Here is a 16,865-nt window from a genome sequence, read left to right on the forward strand (position 1 = left end):
ATTCCGCCCACAGCGGAGTGGCTTTTTTATGTAATTTAAACGCATGAAACAATTACTGTTATTTTCAGCATGTATTCTGCTAACGATTGGCCTTTCGGCCCAAAAGAAAAAATCGCTTTTCAATGGTAAAGATCTTACGGGGTGGACGATCCACGGCACAGAAAAATGGTATGTAGAAAAAGGCGAACTGATTTGTGAAAGCGGTCCCGATAAAGAGTATGGTTATTTAAGCACCAATGAAAAGTATAAAAATTTCGAGCTCACGGTGCAGTTCAAACAGGAAGCAAACGGCAATAGCGGGGTGTTTATTCGTTCGGGTATTGAGGGTGTAAAGATCAGCGGCTGGCAGGTTGAAGTGGCCCCATCCAATGCACATACCGGTGGTATTTACGAAAGCTATGGCCGCGGCTGGCTTATTCAACCCAAGGCCGAAGACGAAAAATGGTTAAAGATGGGCGAATGGAACACTATGAAGATCAGCATGATCAATGATGAAATAACCACCTGGTTAAATGGGCATCAGATGATCACTTTAAAAGATGAAAAGATAGGTAAAGGGGAAGGTTTTATAGCCTTGCAAATACATTCCGGCGGTGGCATTAAAGTTCGGTGGAAGAATATTAAGATCAAAGTGCTGGATTAGCCTGTTTTTTAAAACCTAAAGGGGAACTATAAACGGCCTGGCATTTTAATTCTCGTCAAAATGCTAACCCGTCAACTTGTTAACATTTTGCACCTGCATACAACGCGCATGCGAAATTTTGCGTCATATTAAGTGCTACCCGCTCCCTTTTTAACCCGTTTTACATCCGTAAGAGGGTAATCTTTGAGACCACAGGCTCAAGGCATTACTGTTATAAGGGGTGTTCGCCAACCGGCGGAACACCTTTTTTTATTTTACAGACGGTGTAACAAGGTGATTTGCAAAAAATATTACTTTTTTATCACTTCTGAGCCGGATCTTTCTAATAAAAAACAATTCCTTACGGGAATCTTTAAAACCCTACAGGAATTTGCTTTTCCCTACAAGAAATGCTAAAAGATTAAAGGAATTCGCTTTTCCGTTCGGGAATTCCTAAAACCTTACAAGTATCCGCCATTCCTTACAGGAAACGTCAAAAGATTTAAAGAAAACAGAAAAGCTTACAGGAATCCCCGATTATTTACAGGAATCTCTAACTTCTTACAGGAAATAAGAAAAGCTTGAAAGAATCCTAAAAAATTGGAAGGAAATACTGAAGGCTTACAAAAAAACTCAATAGTTGTAACAAACCCGGCTTTTTTTTTCAAAAACAGGAATAGTTGTAAAAAATCTCTGAAAGTTTACAAGAACCGGTAAATATTTACAAAGGTTGATCGTTGCAGCGCTGCAAAGAAGCGCTGCAACCAGCTTTTAACGCATTGCAGGCTTACGATGGATAAAAACCACCCAGCAATGAGATATTGCAATCAACATTTGGTGCGTTGCAAATTACAACGGTTCAAAATCAAATAAACATGTCAAAGCTATTCACCGTCATTGTTTATAATAATGAAGTTTTTCAACTTTATAATAAAAAATAGCTATGACACATAAAATCTTAATTACAAAATTCAACTACAATTTACCTCATGCTGAGTTCAGAGAGCTTCTTCTTTCCGTTGCCGGAGAATTTGCAAAAGTGCCCGGTTGCGAATGGAAAATATGGTTAATAGATGAGGAAAAACAGGAAGGTGGCGCCGTTTATCTTTTTAAGGATGAAGAAGCGCTTTCAACATTTAAGCAAAGCCCATTGGTACAATCAGTGTTATCGCATCCTGCATTGAGCAATTTTGATTTGAGGGAAACCGATATTGTTAAAGAACCTAGTGTTATTACGCATGCCCCTGTTTCAGAAATGATGATGGCCTAAGGAGTTGATCACGGACAAGAGTGAGCAAATGAGCAACTTTGCTCACTCCTTAAGCAACTCATTATACTTATTAACTACTTCAACAAAGTCGGTAGCATCATGCATCCTCAGCTGTTTGGCGGCAATGAACTGGGCAATTGCCTCTTTTTTATCGCCAAACACTTCGGGCAGGTCTTTTGAATTGGCTGGCAATAGTATCATTTGATTGTTCTGAAGCATGTAGTACTGTTCTATTTCCTCCAAACGCCGGTCAACGCGCCCATTTACGGAAACAAGCTGTTTTTCTTCGATAATATTGCGGGCAATGAGGCGTAACAGCGATACCTTTCCCTGTATCAATACATGAAAATAGGTTTGATCGGTAGTTTTTTCGGTGGCCGGAAAACCACGGCGGAACAGCAGCGAGTCTTTCTTTTTGGGATACATTACAAATTCCTGCACTTTGCTTTCTGTGGCAAATGCATTGCCCTGAAATTGCAGCAGCAGGGAATTCTTTAAACAATCGAACTTCAGCTTAAACTGGTTCATGGTGCGGCCACTGGTAAAGCGCACTACCCCATCGTTCCACTCTTTAAATAAATAAGGATTTCCGGTTATAGTGTTCAGCTCTTCTTCTTTTGGTATTTGACCCAGAGCGCACTGGCACAGCAACAACAAACACCAGGCAATGTGTTTCATGGCAGCAGGTTTGATTGCGTATAAGTTACGAATAAAAAGCCAATGGGCAACAGGCAATGGGCAATTGTCAATTGAAGACCAGACTGCAATAAAAGGCCGCTCCCGTAAAAGAAGCGGCCTTATCATATAATTAAATTAATTAGTGTCTTCCGTAATTATTATTCCTGTTATCGTAACGATCATCACGATCAAATTTATTCATGTCAGTAGTTTTAGAAATTACTTTACCAAAACGGTTAATGTCAATGCTTATAAACTGGCCGTTTGATACAAACATGGTGTTGTTATAGATCTGGGTGGTTCTTTTTCTAAAACCTACATTCTCGGTTTTGTAAATGGTGATGGCGTGGCGGCCGGCACGAACATTGTCCATTACGAAGGTATTGTTAAGGTCGTACATTTTACCATCGATCTTAACCTGTATGTTTGAACGATCGTTATTTGAAATTGATATTTTAGCATTTTTAGGACCAGGAGCAGCAAAAGAAGTAATACTAAACATTACTGCGATAAGGGTAAAAATCTGTTTCATATACTGTTTCCTCCATTGTTTTTATACTGTAATAGATGGCTTTGGAAACAGGTTGTTTACTAAAGGAGTGTTAAAGGGGAAGACAAAAAAAATCCCCCCGGTACAACCGGGGGGATAATATCGCGAGGTAAGCGCAGTCGGCATTTTCATACCTCCTACTTCTTACTTCATATTTCTTAATAATCCATGCCACCCATACCAGGAGCGCCACCGCCATGTACATGGGGTTCTTCTTTCTTAGGTTTGTCGGCAATTACGCACTCAGTAGTGAGTACCATACCGGCAATAGAAGCGGCGTTTTCCAATGCAATACGGGTAACTTTAGTAGGATCGATTACACCGGCGCGGAGCAGGTTTTCATATTTCTCAGCGCGTGCGTTGAAACCGTAATCGTTCTCACCTTCTTTTACTTTTTGTACAACGATGCTACCTTCGAGACCGCAGTTAGCAACGATTTGTCTCAGCGGTTCTTCGATAGCGCGTTTTACGATAGCGATACCTGTGTTCTCATCTTCGTTGATACCTTTCAGTTTATTCAAACCGGCGATAGCACGAATGTAAGCAACACCACCACCAGGAACGATACCTTCTTCAACAGCAGCGCGTGTAGCGTGCAGGGCATCGTCAACGCGGTCTTTCTTCTCTTTCATTTCAACTTCGGTAGCAGCACCTACGTACAATACAGCTACACCACCGCTTAATTTAGCCAAACGCTCTTGTAATTTTTCTTTATCGTAATCAGAAGTAGTTACTTCGATCTGCGCTTTGATTTGGTTAACGCGGGCGTTGATATCGTCTTTTTTACCTTTACCACCTACGATAGTAGTGTTGTCTTTATCGATAGTGATAGAAGCAGCCTGACCTAAGTAAGTAAGGTCGGCACCTTCCAGTTTGTAACCTTGCTCTTCGCTGATAACGATACCTTTAGTAAGTACAGCGATATCCTGCAGCATTTCTTTGCGACGGTCGCCAAAGCCAGGAGCTTTAACAGCAGCCACCTTCAGGGTACCACGCAGTTTGTTAACTACGAGTGTAGCAAGTGCTTCACCTTCCAGTTCTTCTGCAATGATCAATAAAGGACGGCCGCTTTGAGCTACCTTTTCCAAAATGTGCAGAATATCTTTCATGGCGCTGATCTTTTTGTCGTAGATCAGGATGTATGGGTTATCCAGTTCAGCATGCATTTTTTCGCTGTTGGTAACGAAGTATGCTGAAGTATAACCACGATCGAATTGCATACCTTCTACAACATCAACAGTTGTATCGGTACCTTTAGCTTCTTCTACAGTGATAACACCTTCTTTACCTACTTTAGAGAAAGCTTCAGCGATCAGTTTACCAATTGCTTCGTCGTTGTTGGCAGAAATAGAAGCAACCTGTTGAATTTGTTTGCTGTTGATACCAACGGTTTGTGATTGACCAGCCAGGTTCTCAACAACAACTTCAACAGCTTTGTCGATACCACGTTTCAGGTCCATTGGGTTTGCACCAGCGGCAACGTTCTTCAAACCTTCGCCGATGATAGACTGTGCCAGAACGGTAGCAGTAGTAGTACCATCACCTGCAATATCAGCAGTTTTAGAAGCTACTTCTTTAACCATTTGAGCACCCATATTTTCAATGGGATCTTCCAGTTCAATTTCTTTAGCTACGGTAACACCATCTTTTGTAACTGCAGGAGCACCGAATTTTTTCTCCAGAACCACATTACGGCCTTTGGGACCTAAAGTCACTTTAACAGCATTGGCCAGTGTATCAACACCCTTTTTCATTTTGTTGCGGGCATCGATATCGAAGAAAAGTTGTTTTGCCATATCTCGTAATTTGAGTATTTACTTATTTATATAATTTGTCTTTGCAGGTTAGCTTATTGATTAAACAATAGCTAAGATATCGCTTTCGCGCATGATCAGCAGGTCATCTCCTTCGATAGAGATCTCAGTACCTGCATATTTGCCATACAGAACTGTATCACCTACTTTTACAGTTACTGGCTCATCTTTTTTGCCAGGACCTGCAGCTACAACCGTACCACGTTGAGGCTTTTCTTTAGCAGTATCCGGGATAATGATACCACCGGCGGTTTTCTCTTCCGCTTTAGCTGGTCTAACAATTACCCTATCATGAAGCGGGGTAACGTTAATAGCATCTACTTTCTTAGCCATAGTGTATTTGTTTTTAAATTTTTGATGATGTTTTGTGGGGGCCCTCTGCCAAAAAGCCGGGGCGGCAAAAGTAAACGAATTTTATACCAATCCTTTCCTAAAGGTCATTTTTTCAGCGTTTTTGGTATAGTATGGCAGAAAACCGGAATGAAAACCGACAAGGTCAACTTTTTAATGTGACATTTTAGCAGCACCCAACCCATTCGGTCACAGGATGTTGTCGTTGAACAAGAAATGCATATTATAAGAAAGATCATAAACACGATTTTGGGGGTACCCTTAAAATCGTATAGCTTTGTGCGCTCAAAAACAAGTTCTTGCAAGATGATCAGTAGAAGAAACATTCGTGTGAAAGTTATGCAAACCATCTATTCTGTAGAAAGTCAGATCGCAGAATCAGGAGGTGAAGTGCCTACAAAGCCAGTTGATACTGTGAAGATCCTACAGAAACACTTTGATCAAACCCGGCAGCTTTTTATTTATTTGATCCATTTTCTTACCGAAGTGGCCCGATATGCGGAAACCGACGCCCGCAACCGCGCTTCCAAACACCTGCCAACAAAAGAAGACCTTAACGTTAACATCAAACTAGCCGGCAACGAGCTGTTATGGAAGATCCTCGATCACCCCTCTTACAAACAAGCTGTAAAGGACGATAAACCAGAAATGCTCATCGACGCCGACCTGCTAAAGAAAATTTACCAGGAACTGGTTGACTCAGAAAAATACCAGCAATACATAGCCGTTCAGGGAAGAGATAAGAAAGATGAGAAAGAGATCCTTGAATACATTTGGGATACACTGTTACTGCCCAATGAAACCTTCACCAGCTATATAGAAGAGTATTTCAGCAACTGGGACGATGATGCTGATATGGTGGTGGTACTGATGCAAAATTTCATGAACAAACCCAGCGTCTACAACTTTCAGGAGCTGTTAAGCAAGGAAAAATGGCAATTTGCCAAGAACCTGCTGCAAACCACCCTCGAAAAGAAGGAACTGGCGTTACAATATATTAAACCAAAACTTAAGAACTGGGACCCCGACCGTATCGCTTCACTCGATATGATCCTTATGCGGATGGGCGTTTGCGAATTCCTCTTCTTTGAGACCATTCCTCCAAAAGTTACCATCAATGAATACATTGACCTGGCCAAGGAGTACAGCACCCAGCAAAGCGGTCAGTTTGTGAATGGTATTCTGGATAATATACATAAAGATCTTGTGCGTGATAACCAGATGAATAAAGTGGCGTTTTCGCCCAATTCGGCACAAGCACAGCAATCGGCGAATAAACCTTCCTGATTGGGTTGCTTTAATTAGATTTGCAAAAATTTTATTCCTTGATGAAATACTTTTTGGCCCTGATAGCTGCAGCCACCTTCATTGGTTGCGATTATGCCGACAAAACGCCTGCGGGTAATGGCAGCAGCCATGTTATTCCCAAAGAAGCGTTTGACAGCTCCAAATTCACGACAATTGAATGGATTGATTCAACCAGCAAGGATTATGGAAAGATCAATGAAGGGCAAAAGCTGGATGTATCGTTCAGGTTTAAAAACACCGGCGATAAACCCTTGATTATCCGTAGCGTAAAACCAGGTTGTGGTTGTACGGCCGCTGAACCGCCCAAGGAGCCGATAGCACCAGGCGCCGAAGGAACCATAAAGGCCAGCTTTAACAGCGAAGGCCGCCCCGGAAAAAACAGCAAGGATATTTATGTAGATGCTAATACCAAAGGCACGCAAAGTCATACAGTGCACTTTGATGTAGAAGTGGTGAAGAAATAATTAGCTAATGTGATAATGAGATAATGTGATAATGAAATACAGAGGCTCGCGATTATTCAGACGGCCGCACAAAGGCATTATCAAATTATCGAATTATCAAATTATCACATTTCGTACTTTAGTTCAATATTTTAAATTTTTTCAAATATTCAAATTCACATAACAATGACTTCTTTAGTTTATTTATTGCAGGCTCAAGGTGGTGGCGCCGGATACATGCAGTTGATCCTTTTAGTAGGTATGATCCTCGTATTCTGGTTATTTATGATCCGTCCGCAAGCTAAAAAGGCCAAACAAGCCAAACAGTTCCAGGAAAATTTACAAAAAGGCGATAAGATCGTTACCATTGCCGGTATTCATGGCCGTGTAAATAAATTGAATGAGGATGGCACCATTGACGTGGAAACCAGCCCTGGCAGCTACATGAAAATAGAAAAAAGCGCAATCTCTTTAGAGATGACCGCTAATGTAAATAAGACTGCTGCTGCTACACCAGCTAAGTAATTACTCCTTTAAAGGGAAAAAAACAATACTACAGGCCTTCGGTTAAACCGGAGGCTTTTTTGTTGGTACCGGTTACCCGTTGCCGGTTACCGGGCATTAAGTGCAGCTTGCAGACAATATAAAAGCTTCGCGAAAATGCAAAGTTATAGCGAAGCATGAGCTGCATTATCTGCAACCTGAACCCTGAAACCTGCAACTGTATTTTGTATTTCCCGGAAACCGGAAACCGGTAACAGGAAACAGCTTCTTCGAAAACCTATAAATAAACTTTTGTACTAACTTGCTCACCTATGACTTTAAAGATCGGCATAACCGGCGGCATTGGCAGTGGTAAAAGTACTGTAGCTAAAGTATTTGAAGTGCTTGGCATTCCTGTGTACTATGCCGATGAGGCAGCCCGGCGGGTAATGAACGAAGATGAAGAAGTTCGCAAACAGATCATAGAGCATTTTGGCGCTTCTGCTTACAAAAACAACCAGCTCGACCGTGCCTATATTGGCGGCCAGGTATTCAACAACAAACAAAAACTGGAATTAATGAATAGCCTGGTGCATCCCGCCACCATTCGCGATTCGGAAAACTGGATGCGCCGGCAAACAACTCCCTATGCCATTAAGGAAGCCGCCATTATTTTTGAAAGCGGTACACAAGATCAATACGATTATATCATTGGGGTTACAGCACCCGTTCCTTTACGTATACTGCGCGCCATGAAACGCGATGGTTTAACCCGCGACCAGGTGCTTGCCCGCATTGAAAAACAAATACAGGATGTTATTAAAATGCGGTTATGCGATTTTGTAATTTATAATGATGAGCAACAGGCTATTATTCCGCAGGTTATTAAGTTGCATAATACATTATTGGAACTTGGTTCTAAATAGATATACAAGCAGTTGACGAGTTAACTCGTAACCAGTTAACTCGTCAACTTATAAATTAACCAAACTGTGTTTTATTCTTCTTTCGCAATAACAACCACGCCGTCAACCCTAACACTGCTACTCCCGCAGCAATAGCCACCGCAGGCGCTATTTTGTTCACCGGTTTTGGAAGATAGGTTACACCACCTTCATCGGTAATAGCCGGTTCGCGGGTATATCGCCCATGAGCAGGTACTGCCACTTCATAAAAGTTATCTGCCAGTTTGTGGAGCATTTTCCGCATTTGTTCACCCTTCATAACCTGACCATGACCTGTAGCAACCACTTCAGGCTCCAGATCGGCCAGCGTTTTTACCGATCTGGCCGCAGCATTCCAATCGTAGGTAAAATACCGTGGCGGCCCCGTGAGTTTACGGGTTTGCATCATTACCGACCATACCGATTCCTGGCGGGTGGTAACAAATGCATCGCCGGCCAGCAGCACCCGGTCCCTTCTTCTAAACAAACTGATGTGACCTGGCGAATGACCAGGGGTATGAATGTATTTCCAGTCGGGCAAAAATGGCAGACTGCCATCCTGCGGCAACAGTTGAATATGTTCACTGATATTGAACGGGCCCGATGGGAATGCAGGCGAAACAACCGACATTAATCCACCACCAGCCCAGGGGTCGGCAGGCGGATAAGCCGAAAGTCCTGTGAGGTAAGGCAATTCCATTAAATGGGTAAACACCGGCACATCCCATTCATGCGCCAGTTCAAGGGCAGAACCCACATGATCGAAATGGCCATGGGTTAAAATAATGGCGGCCGGCTTTGAATCGGGCCAGAAAAGATTATCGGCCAGTTCCTTTATTTTGGCAGCAGAGCGTTTGAGCCCGGTATCTATCAGCACCCATTTTTTCTCAACAGCGTTATGTATGAAATAGGCGTTTACAAAGCCATCGCGTAGTCCCCATATGCCCGGCGCTACGCTAAACCAATTTAAATTGATCACTGATTTAATCGTTCCGTTTTTCATTTGCGAGCTTTTAAAGATTGGAAGAATGATCTGGTACTTATTTATCTAAATAAATTCTATGCCAATAAGAACCAATGGGCAAGATCTCCGAAAATCGGGCGCCCCTTGCCTATTGCCTATTGTCTATTAATTTCGGGCTATCATATCAATACCAGGAACATGCAGGAAAAACTTAGGGAGCATTTTGAAAAATTAATTTCACTAACGGATGAAGAGTTTGCATTTGTGCTTTCTCATTTTACGTTTAGAAAATATAAAAAGCACCAGTTCCTTATTCAACAGGGCGATGCCGTTAACCATACCTATTTTGTAGTATCGGGCTTACTAAAGTTGTCGCATACAAGTACCGATGATAAAGAGCATATTTTGCTTTTTGCCATGGAAGACTGGTGGGTAAGTGATGACCACGCTTATTTGACCAAAACAAACGCCACCATGTCGCTCGATTGTCTTGAAGACACCAGCGTGTTTTGCATTACCCTGGAAGACAATCAGAAATTGTTTGCCGCCATGCCGAAAATGGAGCATTTCTTTCTTAAAAAATCGCATTCAGGATATATCGCATTACAACGCCGTTTGCTGTCACTCCTCACCTCCAGCGCAGCGGAACGGTACGAGCAGTTACTAAAGCAATACCCCGCCCTTATGCAACGGGTAAATAAAACCCTGCTGGCTTCTTATCTGGGTGTTACCCGCGAAACCCTCAGCCGCCTAACTTCTTAGCGTGATCTACATCACGCCAAACTTGTGATGTAGATCGGGGGCAAATTGTGGTGTTCTTTCCAATTTTACATTGTAAAAATTAAAAGCAAAAACAATGGAAAAAAAGATCATCAATCCCTGGCAATGGCAGGATATCCGTAATTATGTACAGGCTGTTGAAGTAAAGAATGTAACATCCACGCTCTATTGTGCAGGACAGGCTGCAGTACATGCTGACGGAACATCAAGTAATGCAGATATGAGGACCCAACTGCTGCTGGCCATTCAAAACCTGGAACAGGTGATAAGAGAAGCCGGTTACGAATGCAGCAATATTGTACGGTTAAATGTACTCACCACTTCATCGGCCGAGCTTTGGCCCTGCTTTGACATTTTGCAGAACTGGATAGGCCAGCATAACATTAAACAGGCCACTACCCTGTATGAAGTACCGGCTCTTTTTGAAACATTAAAAATTGAACTGGAAGCTACAGCAGTTAAGTAGCCATAATAAAATGAAAGCCCTCTGGTACAACCAAAGGGCTTTCATTTTAGCCTTGTTAACTCGTCAACTAGGGATTTATATCTACATCTTTAAACTTTTCCGGAAACCACACCATCATCTCCCCTTTTCCTCTGTTGGCCCAGGCGTAGTACGGGATGGCCGTAACCGTTTTTCGGCTGGTATTTACCGTTTGCGCTTTTTCATCAATGGAGATCACCGGCACTTCGCTTTGCAGCACTTCTACCCCATTTAACAGATCGGGTTGAAACCGCGCCTCAAAAACAGCATCGGAAGGCATAAGGATATTGGCCGCACGGCCATTGTTATCGGCCCATTCGGCACAATAAATGAGTGGACCGCGCTGCAGGGCCACTTTACCTATATCGTCCTTTACTTTTTCATTGGCCACTACGCGGCGAACATCCATTGGCAGATCAACTTTCAGCACATCGCCTTTCTTCCAGGTGCGTTTTATAACGGCATAGCCTTTTTCGGTGATGTAGCTAACCGGCTGACCATTTATAGTAATGGTTACTTTCCCCTGCTGGCTACCTGTGAACGTATACAGGTTGGAAGGAATGGCCTCATTGCGGGCCCATCCCGGAATACGTACCAGCAAACTAAAGTCATCGTTTTTTTGCGGCGTTACGGTAAAGCTAAGCCCGCCATCCCAGGGATAATTGTTCTCCTGAATAATGCTTACCGGTTTACCATGTACCTGCAAGGTGGCCTTACCCGAAACAAACAGGTTTACATATACTGCATTTTTTGTTTGTGCGTATACATAACCAGGAATTGAAGGTATCATACGGCTGATGTTGGTGGGGCAGCAGCTGCAATCGAACCAGCCGGAACGCTCCGGCTCCATACTATGATGATGAAAGTTGTTTTTGATCTGCATGGCATTGGTGTAGAAGAACGATTTGCCATCGAGCCCTACCCCACTTATGAGGCCGTTGTACAACTGCTTTTCCAGCACATCTATATATTTTGAATCGCCGTGTAACAGGAACATGCGGTAATTCCAGTAAACACCGGCAATGGCGGCGCAGGTTTCGTTATAGGCGGTGGCATTGGGTAATTCATAGTTTTCACCAAAGCGTTCGCCGGAGGGGATGGCGCCGAGCCCGCCCTGCACATAGATCTTTTTGGTAACTACATTTTGCCAAATGGAATCGATGGCCAGCAGCAGTTTTTCATCACCCGTTAACGCAGCTACATCGGCCACGGCAGAATACAGATACGCTGCGCGAACAGCATGCCCAACGGCTTCGCGTTGATCGGTGACGGGAATTGTCGTGGTGACACTTCCCACTCACCAAAACAAAAACCCCGACGGCATTACACCATCGGGGTCTTATATATCATTTATTATGTTGTCCTTGTTAACTCGTTAACCAGTCAACCCATCAACTTACTTCAGCTTCGCCAAAGCAGTAGCAATACGCTTCCATGCTTCTTCGATCTTCTCCATGCTGTTGGCAAAAGAGATACGAATAGCGGTAGGCTCACCAAAGGCGCGGCCGGTAACAGTACTTACGTGTGCTTTGTTCAGCAGGTACATACACAGGTCATCGGCATCCTTAATTGTTTCTTCACCATCGCTTTTACCAAAGAATGCAGTAACAGTTGGGAAAACATAGAAAGCGCCATCTGGCTCTGGGAATGTCAATCCGGGGATTGCCTTCATCAGTTCGATAACACGTTTTTTACGACGTTCGAACTCTTTGGTCATTTCCAAAGAAGGAGCAATGTCGGTAGTTAATGCAGTAACGGCAGCACGTTGTGTAATGCTACATGTACCGCTGGTGAACTGGCCTTGTAATTTCTCACAAGCCTTTATCACATCGGGGTGTGCAGCCAGGTAACCTAAGCGGTAACCGGTCATTGCAAAACCTTTACTTAAACCGTTCAATACGATTACGCGATCTTTCAGTTCGGTGAACTGAGCGATGCTCTCGTGTTTGCCTACGAAATTGATGTACTCATAAATTTCGTCAGACAGGATATAACAATTGGGATATTTTGCGAATACTTTGGCCAGCCCTTCCAACTCAGCTTTGCTGTAAACGCTACCGCTGGGGTTACAGGGAGAAGAGAAAATAAACAAACGGGTTTTGTCGCTGATAGCTGCTTCCAATTCGGCAGGTGTGAGTTTGTACTTGTTCTCAATAGAAGTAGGTACCAGTTTCACCACACCTTCGCCCAGTTTCACAATTTCGGAATAAGTTACCCAGTAAGGTGTAGGAATGATCACTTCATCGCCTTTACTTACAGTGGCAAATACGGCATTGGCCAGGCTGTGCTTGGCGCCGGTTGAAGCAATAATATTTTCAGGTTTATAATCCAGGTTGTTATCACGCTTCAGCTTGGTGCAAACCGCTTCGCGCAAATCGGGATAACCAGCTACAGGAGTGTAATGGCTATAGTTATCATCAATTGCCTTCTTGGCAGCTTCTTTAATATGCGTTGGCGTATCGAAATCAGGTTCGCCCAGGCTCAGGTCGATCACATCAATTCCTTTGGCGCGTAATTCACGGCCTAACTTAGCCATCTTCAGAGTTTCAGGCTCGTTAAATAACTGTAAACGTGATGAAAGTTGCATACTAATAATTGGTTGATAGAATTTTTTGTGGCGCAAAAGTACACCAAAAGCGCTAATGTGCCGGTTTGAAAAATGCGCTGCTCCAAAAATTTGACAATTGAAAAATTGAAGGCTGTTACAGGTTACAGGTTGCAGGTTACAGGGCTTTCATGGCAAAAATCTTGTATAAATCGCAAAATTCGGGCTGCTACACCTCATTTTCAGGCCCAAAAATGAACTATTTATACACCGTGACATAGTCCTTTCTCCCCATTTATTGGCTTTTTACATCCGAAACACACCTTTCGACCCGGAATCTGCGTTAATTCGGCACAAGCGCAGTAACTTGTAACCCTTAACCCTATTGTTTCTGACCGAAAACACTATCTTTGCCAACTCTAAAAAAATAAACGACACAATCCAATGAGAGCACTGGTTAGCATTTTTGCAGGTCTGTTGATCCTGATCTCTTTATACCAGCTTTCGTTTACCTGGTTTGTTAACCAGCACGAAAAGGAACAGGGTAAAAAAGCAGATGCCTATGTGAAACGGACCTATCCCCTTACTCCTGCCCAGAAGTACCCCACCAACACTGAAGCCCGGGCCTATTACAAGGACACCGTGGACAACGCTCGCGATTCTTATCTCGATAGCTTGCTGACTGCATCTAGAGACAAAAAAATTACCTGGTGGGGTCAAACCTACCAGAAAGCGAAAGAAAGCGAACTGTTGTTGGGTCTCGACCTGCAAGGCGGTATTAACGTAACAATGGACGTAGCCCTCGATGGCCTCATTAAAGGCCTGGCTAACAATCCAAAAGATCCGCAGTTATTAAGAGCTGTTTCAGAAGCTCAGAAAAGAAAACTCACCAGTGATCAGAACTTCATCGATCTGTTTGCCGCTGCTTACAGCCAACAGAACCCAGGTGTTAAACTGGCTCCCCTGTTCGCTAATTCAAACAACAAACTGCCCGGAGATGCCACTGACAGCAGAGTTTTAGGCTACATCCACGATCAGGCCAATGCTGCCATGAAGCAAACTTTCCAGGTGTTGCGCAAACGTATCGACAAATTCGGTGTTGCCCAGCCTAACATCAGTCTGGATGAGAACAAAGGTATTATCACTGTTGAACTGGCAGGCGCCAGCGATCCTGAAAGGGTTCGTAAATACCTGCAATCAACAGCTAACCTTCAGTTCTGGGAAGTGTACACCCTCGAAGAGCTTTCACCTTCAGTAATGAACGGTTCAAAAGCCCTCGACGATTTCCTGGCTGTTAGCAAAACCGACTCAAACGGTGTTGTTACAAAAGACACTTCTGCCGCCAGCCGTAACATTCTGGCCAGCAAAATAAAATTCCTGCCTCCTCAACAGGACCCTCAAACCGGCAAAGTAAGCTACAGCCCTTCACTGGGTGTATCGCTGCTGGCCGACACAAGTACTGTGAACCGGTACCTGAGCATTCCTGCAGTACGCAACAGTTTCCCTGCTAACCTTAAGTTCCTGTGGGGCAAACAAGAGCGTGACGAAGATGGCAAACTGAGCAACTTCCTGCGACTGTATGCAATTAAAACCGTTCCCGGAAGAGATAAAGCAGAACTGGAAGGCGATGCAATCGAAGACGCCCGCCAGGAGTTTGACCAGGTTACCAACGAAGTGGCGGTTTCAATGGAAATGAACCCCGGCGGTGGTAAAACATGGGCCCGTATGACCGAAAAGAATGTAGGCAAACCCATCGCCATCGTTCTGGACGACATCGTTTACAGCGCTCCTAACGTAATTCAAAAGATCGATGGTGGTAACTCACGTATCACCATGGGTTCCGGCGGAAAGAACCAGCAGATAGTGATCGAAGAAGCCAATGACCTGGCCAACATCTTAAAAGCTGGTAAACTCGAAGCCCCTGCAGTTATCGTTCAGGAACAAGTGGTAGGTCCTACCCTTGGTGAAGCGGCTGTAAATGGCGGTATCATGGCCTTCGGTATTTCATTCCTCGTAATATTCGCACTGATGCTGGTTTATTACAATACCGGTGGTATTGTTGCCAACATCGCCCTGATACTGAACTTGTTATTTACCATTGGCGTATTGAGCGCCCTGAATGCCACCTTAACAGCGCCCGGTATTGCCGGTTTGGTGTTAACCATTGGTTTGGCGGTAGATACCAACGTAATCATCTTTGAGCGTATTAAAGAAGAGCTGTCAAAAGGCAACACTTACGCTCAGGCAGTAAAAACAGGTTACCTGCGCTCATTACCTCCGGTACTCGATGCGCACATCACCACCCTGTTAACCGCCATCATCCTGTTCATTTACGGTTTAGGCCCTGTATTAGGTTTCGCTACCACCCAGATCCTCGGTATCCTGTTATCGTTGTTCTGTGGTATCCTGGTATCACGCCTGATCACTGATTTCTATACCAACAAGAACAGGCACTTCAACTACTTTACTACTTTATCAAAACGCATCTTCAAACATGCAGCGTACAAGTTCATCCAGTACCGCAAGGTAGCTTACGGTATCTCTGCAGTTGTACTGTTGCTGGGTGTGGCTTCGTTCTTCCATGGTTTCAGATACGGCGTTGAGTTCAGCGGCGGTAGAAGCTATGTAGTGAACTTTGGTAAAACTGTAAATGAAGAAGAAGTTCGTAATGCACTTGAAAAAACCTTTGGTACTGCCCCTGTTATTAAAACATATGGCGGAACCGACAAACTGAACATCACTACCGACTACCGCGTAAATGAAACCGGTTTAGGTGTTGATTCAGCTGTACAAGGTATATTATATAATGGGTTGAAACCTTACCTGCCTGCAGGTACTACTAAACAGGATTTCGACACTCGTTTGCTGGAAGGTAGCAACAAGGTTAACCCAACCATTTCCGATGACCTGAAAGCTGGTGCACAATGGGCTACATTCTGGTCAATGCTGATCATCGCTGTATATATCTTTATCCGTTTCCGCGACTGGAGATATTCAGTAGGTACCATCGTGGCGCTGTTGCACGACGTATTGGTTACCCTGGCGGTGTTCTCGTTCCTGAAAGATGTGGTGCCCTTCCCGCTGGAAATTGACCAGCACTTTATTGCGGCCATCCTTACCGTTATCGGTTTCTCAATGAACGATACCGTGATCGTGTACGACCGTATTCGCGAATACAGTCATACAATGCACAACGCCGATAAAACAACCATTCTTAATAAAGCGATCAACGACACCCTGAGCCGTACAGTAATGACGTCGCTCACAGTGTTCCTCACCATCCTGATCCTGTTCCTGGTAGGCGGCGAGGTAACAAAAGGTTTCGCGTTTGCGATGTTGATAGGTGTTATTACCGGTACTTACTCTTCAATCTTTGTAGCAGCGCCGATCCTCATCGACTTTGCCAAAGACAAGCCACTGGGCGAGCCTGCAGCTCCTAAAAAAGCGGATGCTGCGGCTACAAAGCCGGCATTGGCGAAGAAGGCGTAACGAAATGATTCTTATAAAGAAGCCCTCCGGTAAACCGGGGGGCTTTTTGTTTTTAAGGCCGGCTTGTGGGGTTGAAAAGTTGATATAGTTGATACAGTTGATAGAGGGGCTGTCGCGCATTTAGCCTTTCCGAATTTAAT

General features: G+C 43.9%; 16 protein-coding genes. 9 read left to right on the forward strand and 7 right to left on the reverse strand.

Annotated elements, in window-relative coordinates; translation table 11 throughout:
- The first annotated feature begins 43 nt into the window (after positions 1-43).
- Together GGD38_RS02765 and GGD38_RS02770 are read left to right on the forward strand one after the other, a co-directional pair.
- Positions 44-643, forward strand: coding sequence for a DUF1080 domain-containing protein (locus GGD38_RS02765; RefSeq protein ID WP_375299557.1), 600 nt, complete (start codon positions 44-46; stop codon positions 641-643).
- 922 nt (positions 644-1,565) lie between these two features.
- Positions 1,566-1,892 carry a YdhR family protein gene (locus GGD38_RS02770; RefSeq protein WP_375299556.1) on the forward strand — a complete coding sequence of 109 codons (327 nt, stop codon included), beginning with the start codon at positions 1,566-1,568 and terminating at the stop codon, positions 1,890-1,892.
- Between the two features lie 42 nt (positions 1,893-1,934).
- On the opposite strand, the gene GGD38_RS02775 is transcribed toward GGD38_RS02770, so the two are convergent.
- The 4 genes from GGD38_RS02775 to groES form a co-directional block, all read right to left on the reverse strand.
- The gene (locus GGD38_RS02775) at positions 1,935-2,570 is read right to left on the reverse strand and encodes a hypothetical protein (RefSeq protein WP_375299555.1); all 636 of its coding nucleotides are present in this window, start codon (positions 2,568-2,570) and stop codon (positions 1,935-1,937) included.
- Between the two features lie 139 nt (positions 2,571-2,709).
- Positions 2,710-3,102, reverse strand: a complete 393-nt coding sequence (locus GGD38_RS02780; protein WP_375299554.1) for a hypothetical protein — start codon at positions 3,100-3,102, stop codon at positions 2,710-2,712.
- 176 nt (positions 3,103-3,278) lie between these two features.
- Positions 3,279-4,916: a chaperonin GroEL gene (gene groL / locus GGD38_RS02785; RefSeq protein WP_375299553.1), complete on the reverse strand. Its 1,638-nt coding sequence runs from the start codon at positions 4,914-4,916 to the stop codon at positions 3,279-3,281.
- Positions 4,917-4,976: 60 nt separating this feature from the next.
- Entirely contained in the window at positions 4,977-5,267 is a 291-nt protein-coding gene (gene groES / locus GGD38_RS02790; protein WP_132559568.1) for a co-chaperone GroES, read from the reverse strand.
- Positions 5,268-5,591: 324 nt separating this feature from the next.
- Here groES and nusB point away from each other — a divergent pair, with 324 nt between their 5' ends.
- From nusB to coaE, 4 genes are all read left to right on the forward strand, one after another.
- Complete coding sequence (nusB, locus tag GGD38_RS02795; protein WP_375299552.1) at positions 5,592-6,572, forward strand: transcription antitermination factor NusB; 981 nt, start codon at positions 5,592-5,594, stop codon at positions 6,570-6,572.
- Between the two features lie 41 nt (positions 6,573-6,613).
- Positions 6,614-7,057: a DUF1573 domain-containing protein gene (locus GGD38_RS02800; protein WP_375299551.1), complete on the forward strand. Its 444-nt coding sequence runs from the start codon at positions 6,614-6,616 to the stop codon at positions 7,055-7,057.
- Positions 7,058-7,222: 165 nt separating this feature from the next.
- Positions 7,223-7,561, forward strand: coding sequence for a preprotein translocase subunit YajC (gene yajC, locus GGD38_RS02805; RefSeq protein ID WP_375299550.1), 339 nt, complete (start codon positions 7,223-7,225; stop codon positions 7,559-7,561).
- Between the two features lie 290 nt (positions 7,562-7,851).
- The gene (coaE, locus tag GGD38_RS02810; protein ID WP_375299549.1) at positions 7,852-8,445 is read left to right on the forward strand and encodes a dephospho-CoA kinase; all 594 of its coding nucleotides are present in this window, start codon (positions 7,852-7,854) and stop codon (positions 8,443-8,445) included.
- A gap of 55 nt (positions 8,446-8,500) precedes the next feature.
- Here the strand turns inward: coaE and GGD38_RS02815 are convergent, their stop codons facing one another.
- Positions 8,501-9,466: an MBL fold metallo-hydrolase gene (locus GGD38_RS02815; protein WP_375299548.1), complete on the reverse strand. Its 966-nt coding sequence runs from the start codon at positions 9,464-9,466 to the stop codon at positions 8,501-8,503.
- 159 nt (positions 9,467-9,625) lie between these two features.
- Here GGD38_RS02815 and GGD38_RS02820 point away from each other — a divergent pair, with 159 nt between their 5' ends.
- On the forward strand, positions 9,626-10,189 hold the full coding sequence (locus GGD38_RS02820) for a Crp/Fnr family transcriptional regulator (RefSeq protein WP_375299547.1): 564 nt from the start codon (positions 9,626-9,628) through the stop codon (positions 10,187-10,189).
- A 94-nt stretch (positions 10,190-10,283) separates the two neighbouring features.
- Positions 10,284-10,673 (forward strand): RidA family protein, encoded by a 390-nt coding sequence (locus GGD38_RS02825; RefSeq protein ID WP_375299546.1) that lies wholly within the window; start codon positions 10,284-10,286, stop codon positions 10,671-10,673.
- A 67-nt stretch (positions 10,674-10,740) separates the two neighbouring features.
- Here GGD38_RS02825 and GGD38_RS02830 read toward each other — a convergent pair whose 3' ends face one another.
- Both GGD38_RS02830 and GGD38_RS02835 read right to left on the reverse strand, forming a co-directional pair.
- Complete coding sequence (locus GGD38_RS02830; protein ID WP_375299545.1) at positions 10,741-11,988, reverse strand: glycoside hydrolase family 127 protein; 1,248 nt, start codon at positions 11,986-11,988, stop codon at positions 10,741-10,743.
- Between the two features lie 99 nt (positions 11,989-12,087).
- Positions 12,088-13,227, reverse strand: a complete 1,140-nt coding sequence (locus tag GGD38_RS02835) for a pyridoxal phosphate-dependent aminotransferase (RefSeq protein WP_375299544.1) — start codon at positions 13,225-13,227, stop codon at positions 12,088-12,090.
- Between the two features lie 453 nt (positions 13,228-13,680).
- Here GGD38_RS02835 and secDF point away from each other — a divergent pair, with 453 nt between their 5' ends.
- Positions 13,681-16,725, forward strand: coding sequence for a protein translocase subunit SecDF (secDF, locus tag GGD38_RS02840; protein ID WP_375299543.1), 3,045 nt, complete (start codon positions 13,681-13,683; stop codon positions 16,723-16,725).
- The last annotated feature ends 140 nt before the right edge of the window (positions 16,726-16,865 follow it).

This window comes from Niastella sp. OAS944, assembly GCA_024809215.1.
Taxonomy (GTDB): domain Bacteria; phylum Bacteroidota; class Bacteroidia; order Chitinophagales; family Chitinophagaceae; genus Niastella.

Coding starts and splice junctions, on each gene's coding strand:
- GGD38_RS02765 (WP_375299557.1), top strand. CDS start 44: ATGAAACAATTACTGTTATTTTCAGCATGTATTCTGCTAACGATTGGC.
- GGD38_RS02770 (WP_375299556.1), top strand. CDS start 1,566: ATGACACATAAAATCTTAATTACAAAATTCAACTACAATTTACCTCAT.
- GGD38_RS02775 (WP_375299555.1), bottom strand. CDS start 2,570: ATGAAACACATTGCCTGGTGTTTGTTGTTGCTGTGCCAGTGCGCTCTG.
- GGD38_RS02780 (WP_375299554.1), bottom strand. CDS start 3,102: ATGAAACAGATTTTTACCCTTATCGCAGTAATGTTTAGTATTACTTCT.
- groL (WP_375299553.1), bottom strand. CDS start 4,916: ATGGCAAAACAACTTTTCTTCGATATCGATGCCCGCAACAAAATGAAA.
- groES (WP_132559568.1), bottom strand. CDS start 5,267: ATGGCTAAGAAAGTAGATGCTATTAACGTTACCCCGCTTCATGATAGG.
- nusB (WP_375299552.1), top strand. CDS start 5,592: ATGATCAGTAGAAGAAACATTCGTGTGAAAGTTATGCAAACCATCTAT.
- GGD38_RS02800 (WP_375299551.1), top strand. CDS start 6,614: ATGAAATACTTTTTGGCCCTGATAGCTGCAGCCACCTTCATTGGTTGC.
- yajC (WP_375299550.1), top strand. CDS start 7,223: ATGACTTCTTTAGTTTATTTATTGCAGGCTCAAGGTGGTGGCGCCGGA.
- coaE (WP_375299549.1), top strand. CDS start 7,852: ATGACTTTAAAGATCGGCATAACCGGCGGCATTGGCAGTGGTAAAAGT.
- GGD38_RS02815 (WP_375299548.1), bottom strand. CDS start 9,466: ATGAAAAACGGAACGATTAAATCAGTGATCAATTTAAATTGGTTTAGC.
- GGD38_RS02820 (WP_375299547.1), top strand. CDS start 9,626: ATGCAGGAAAAACTTAGGGAGCATTTTGAAAAATTAATTTCACTAACG.
- GGD38_RS02825 (WP_375299546.1), top strand. CDS start 10,284: ATGGAAAAAAAGATCATCAATCCCTGGCAATGGCAGGATATCCGTAAT.
- GGD38_RS02835 (WP_375299544.1), bottom strand. CDS start 13,227: ATGGCTAAGTTAGGCCGTGAATTACGCGCCAAAGGAATTGATGTGATC.
- secDF (WP_375299543.1), top strand. CDS start 13,681: ATGAGAGCACTGGTTAGCATTTTTGCAGGTCTGTTGATCCTGATCTCT.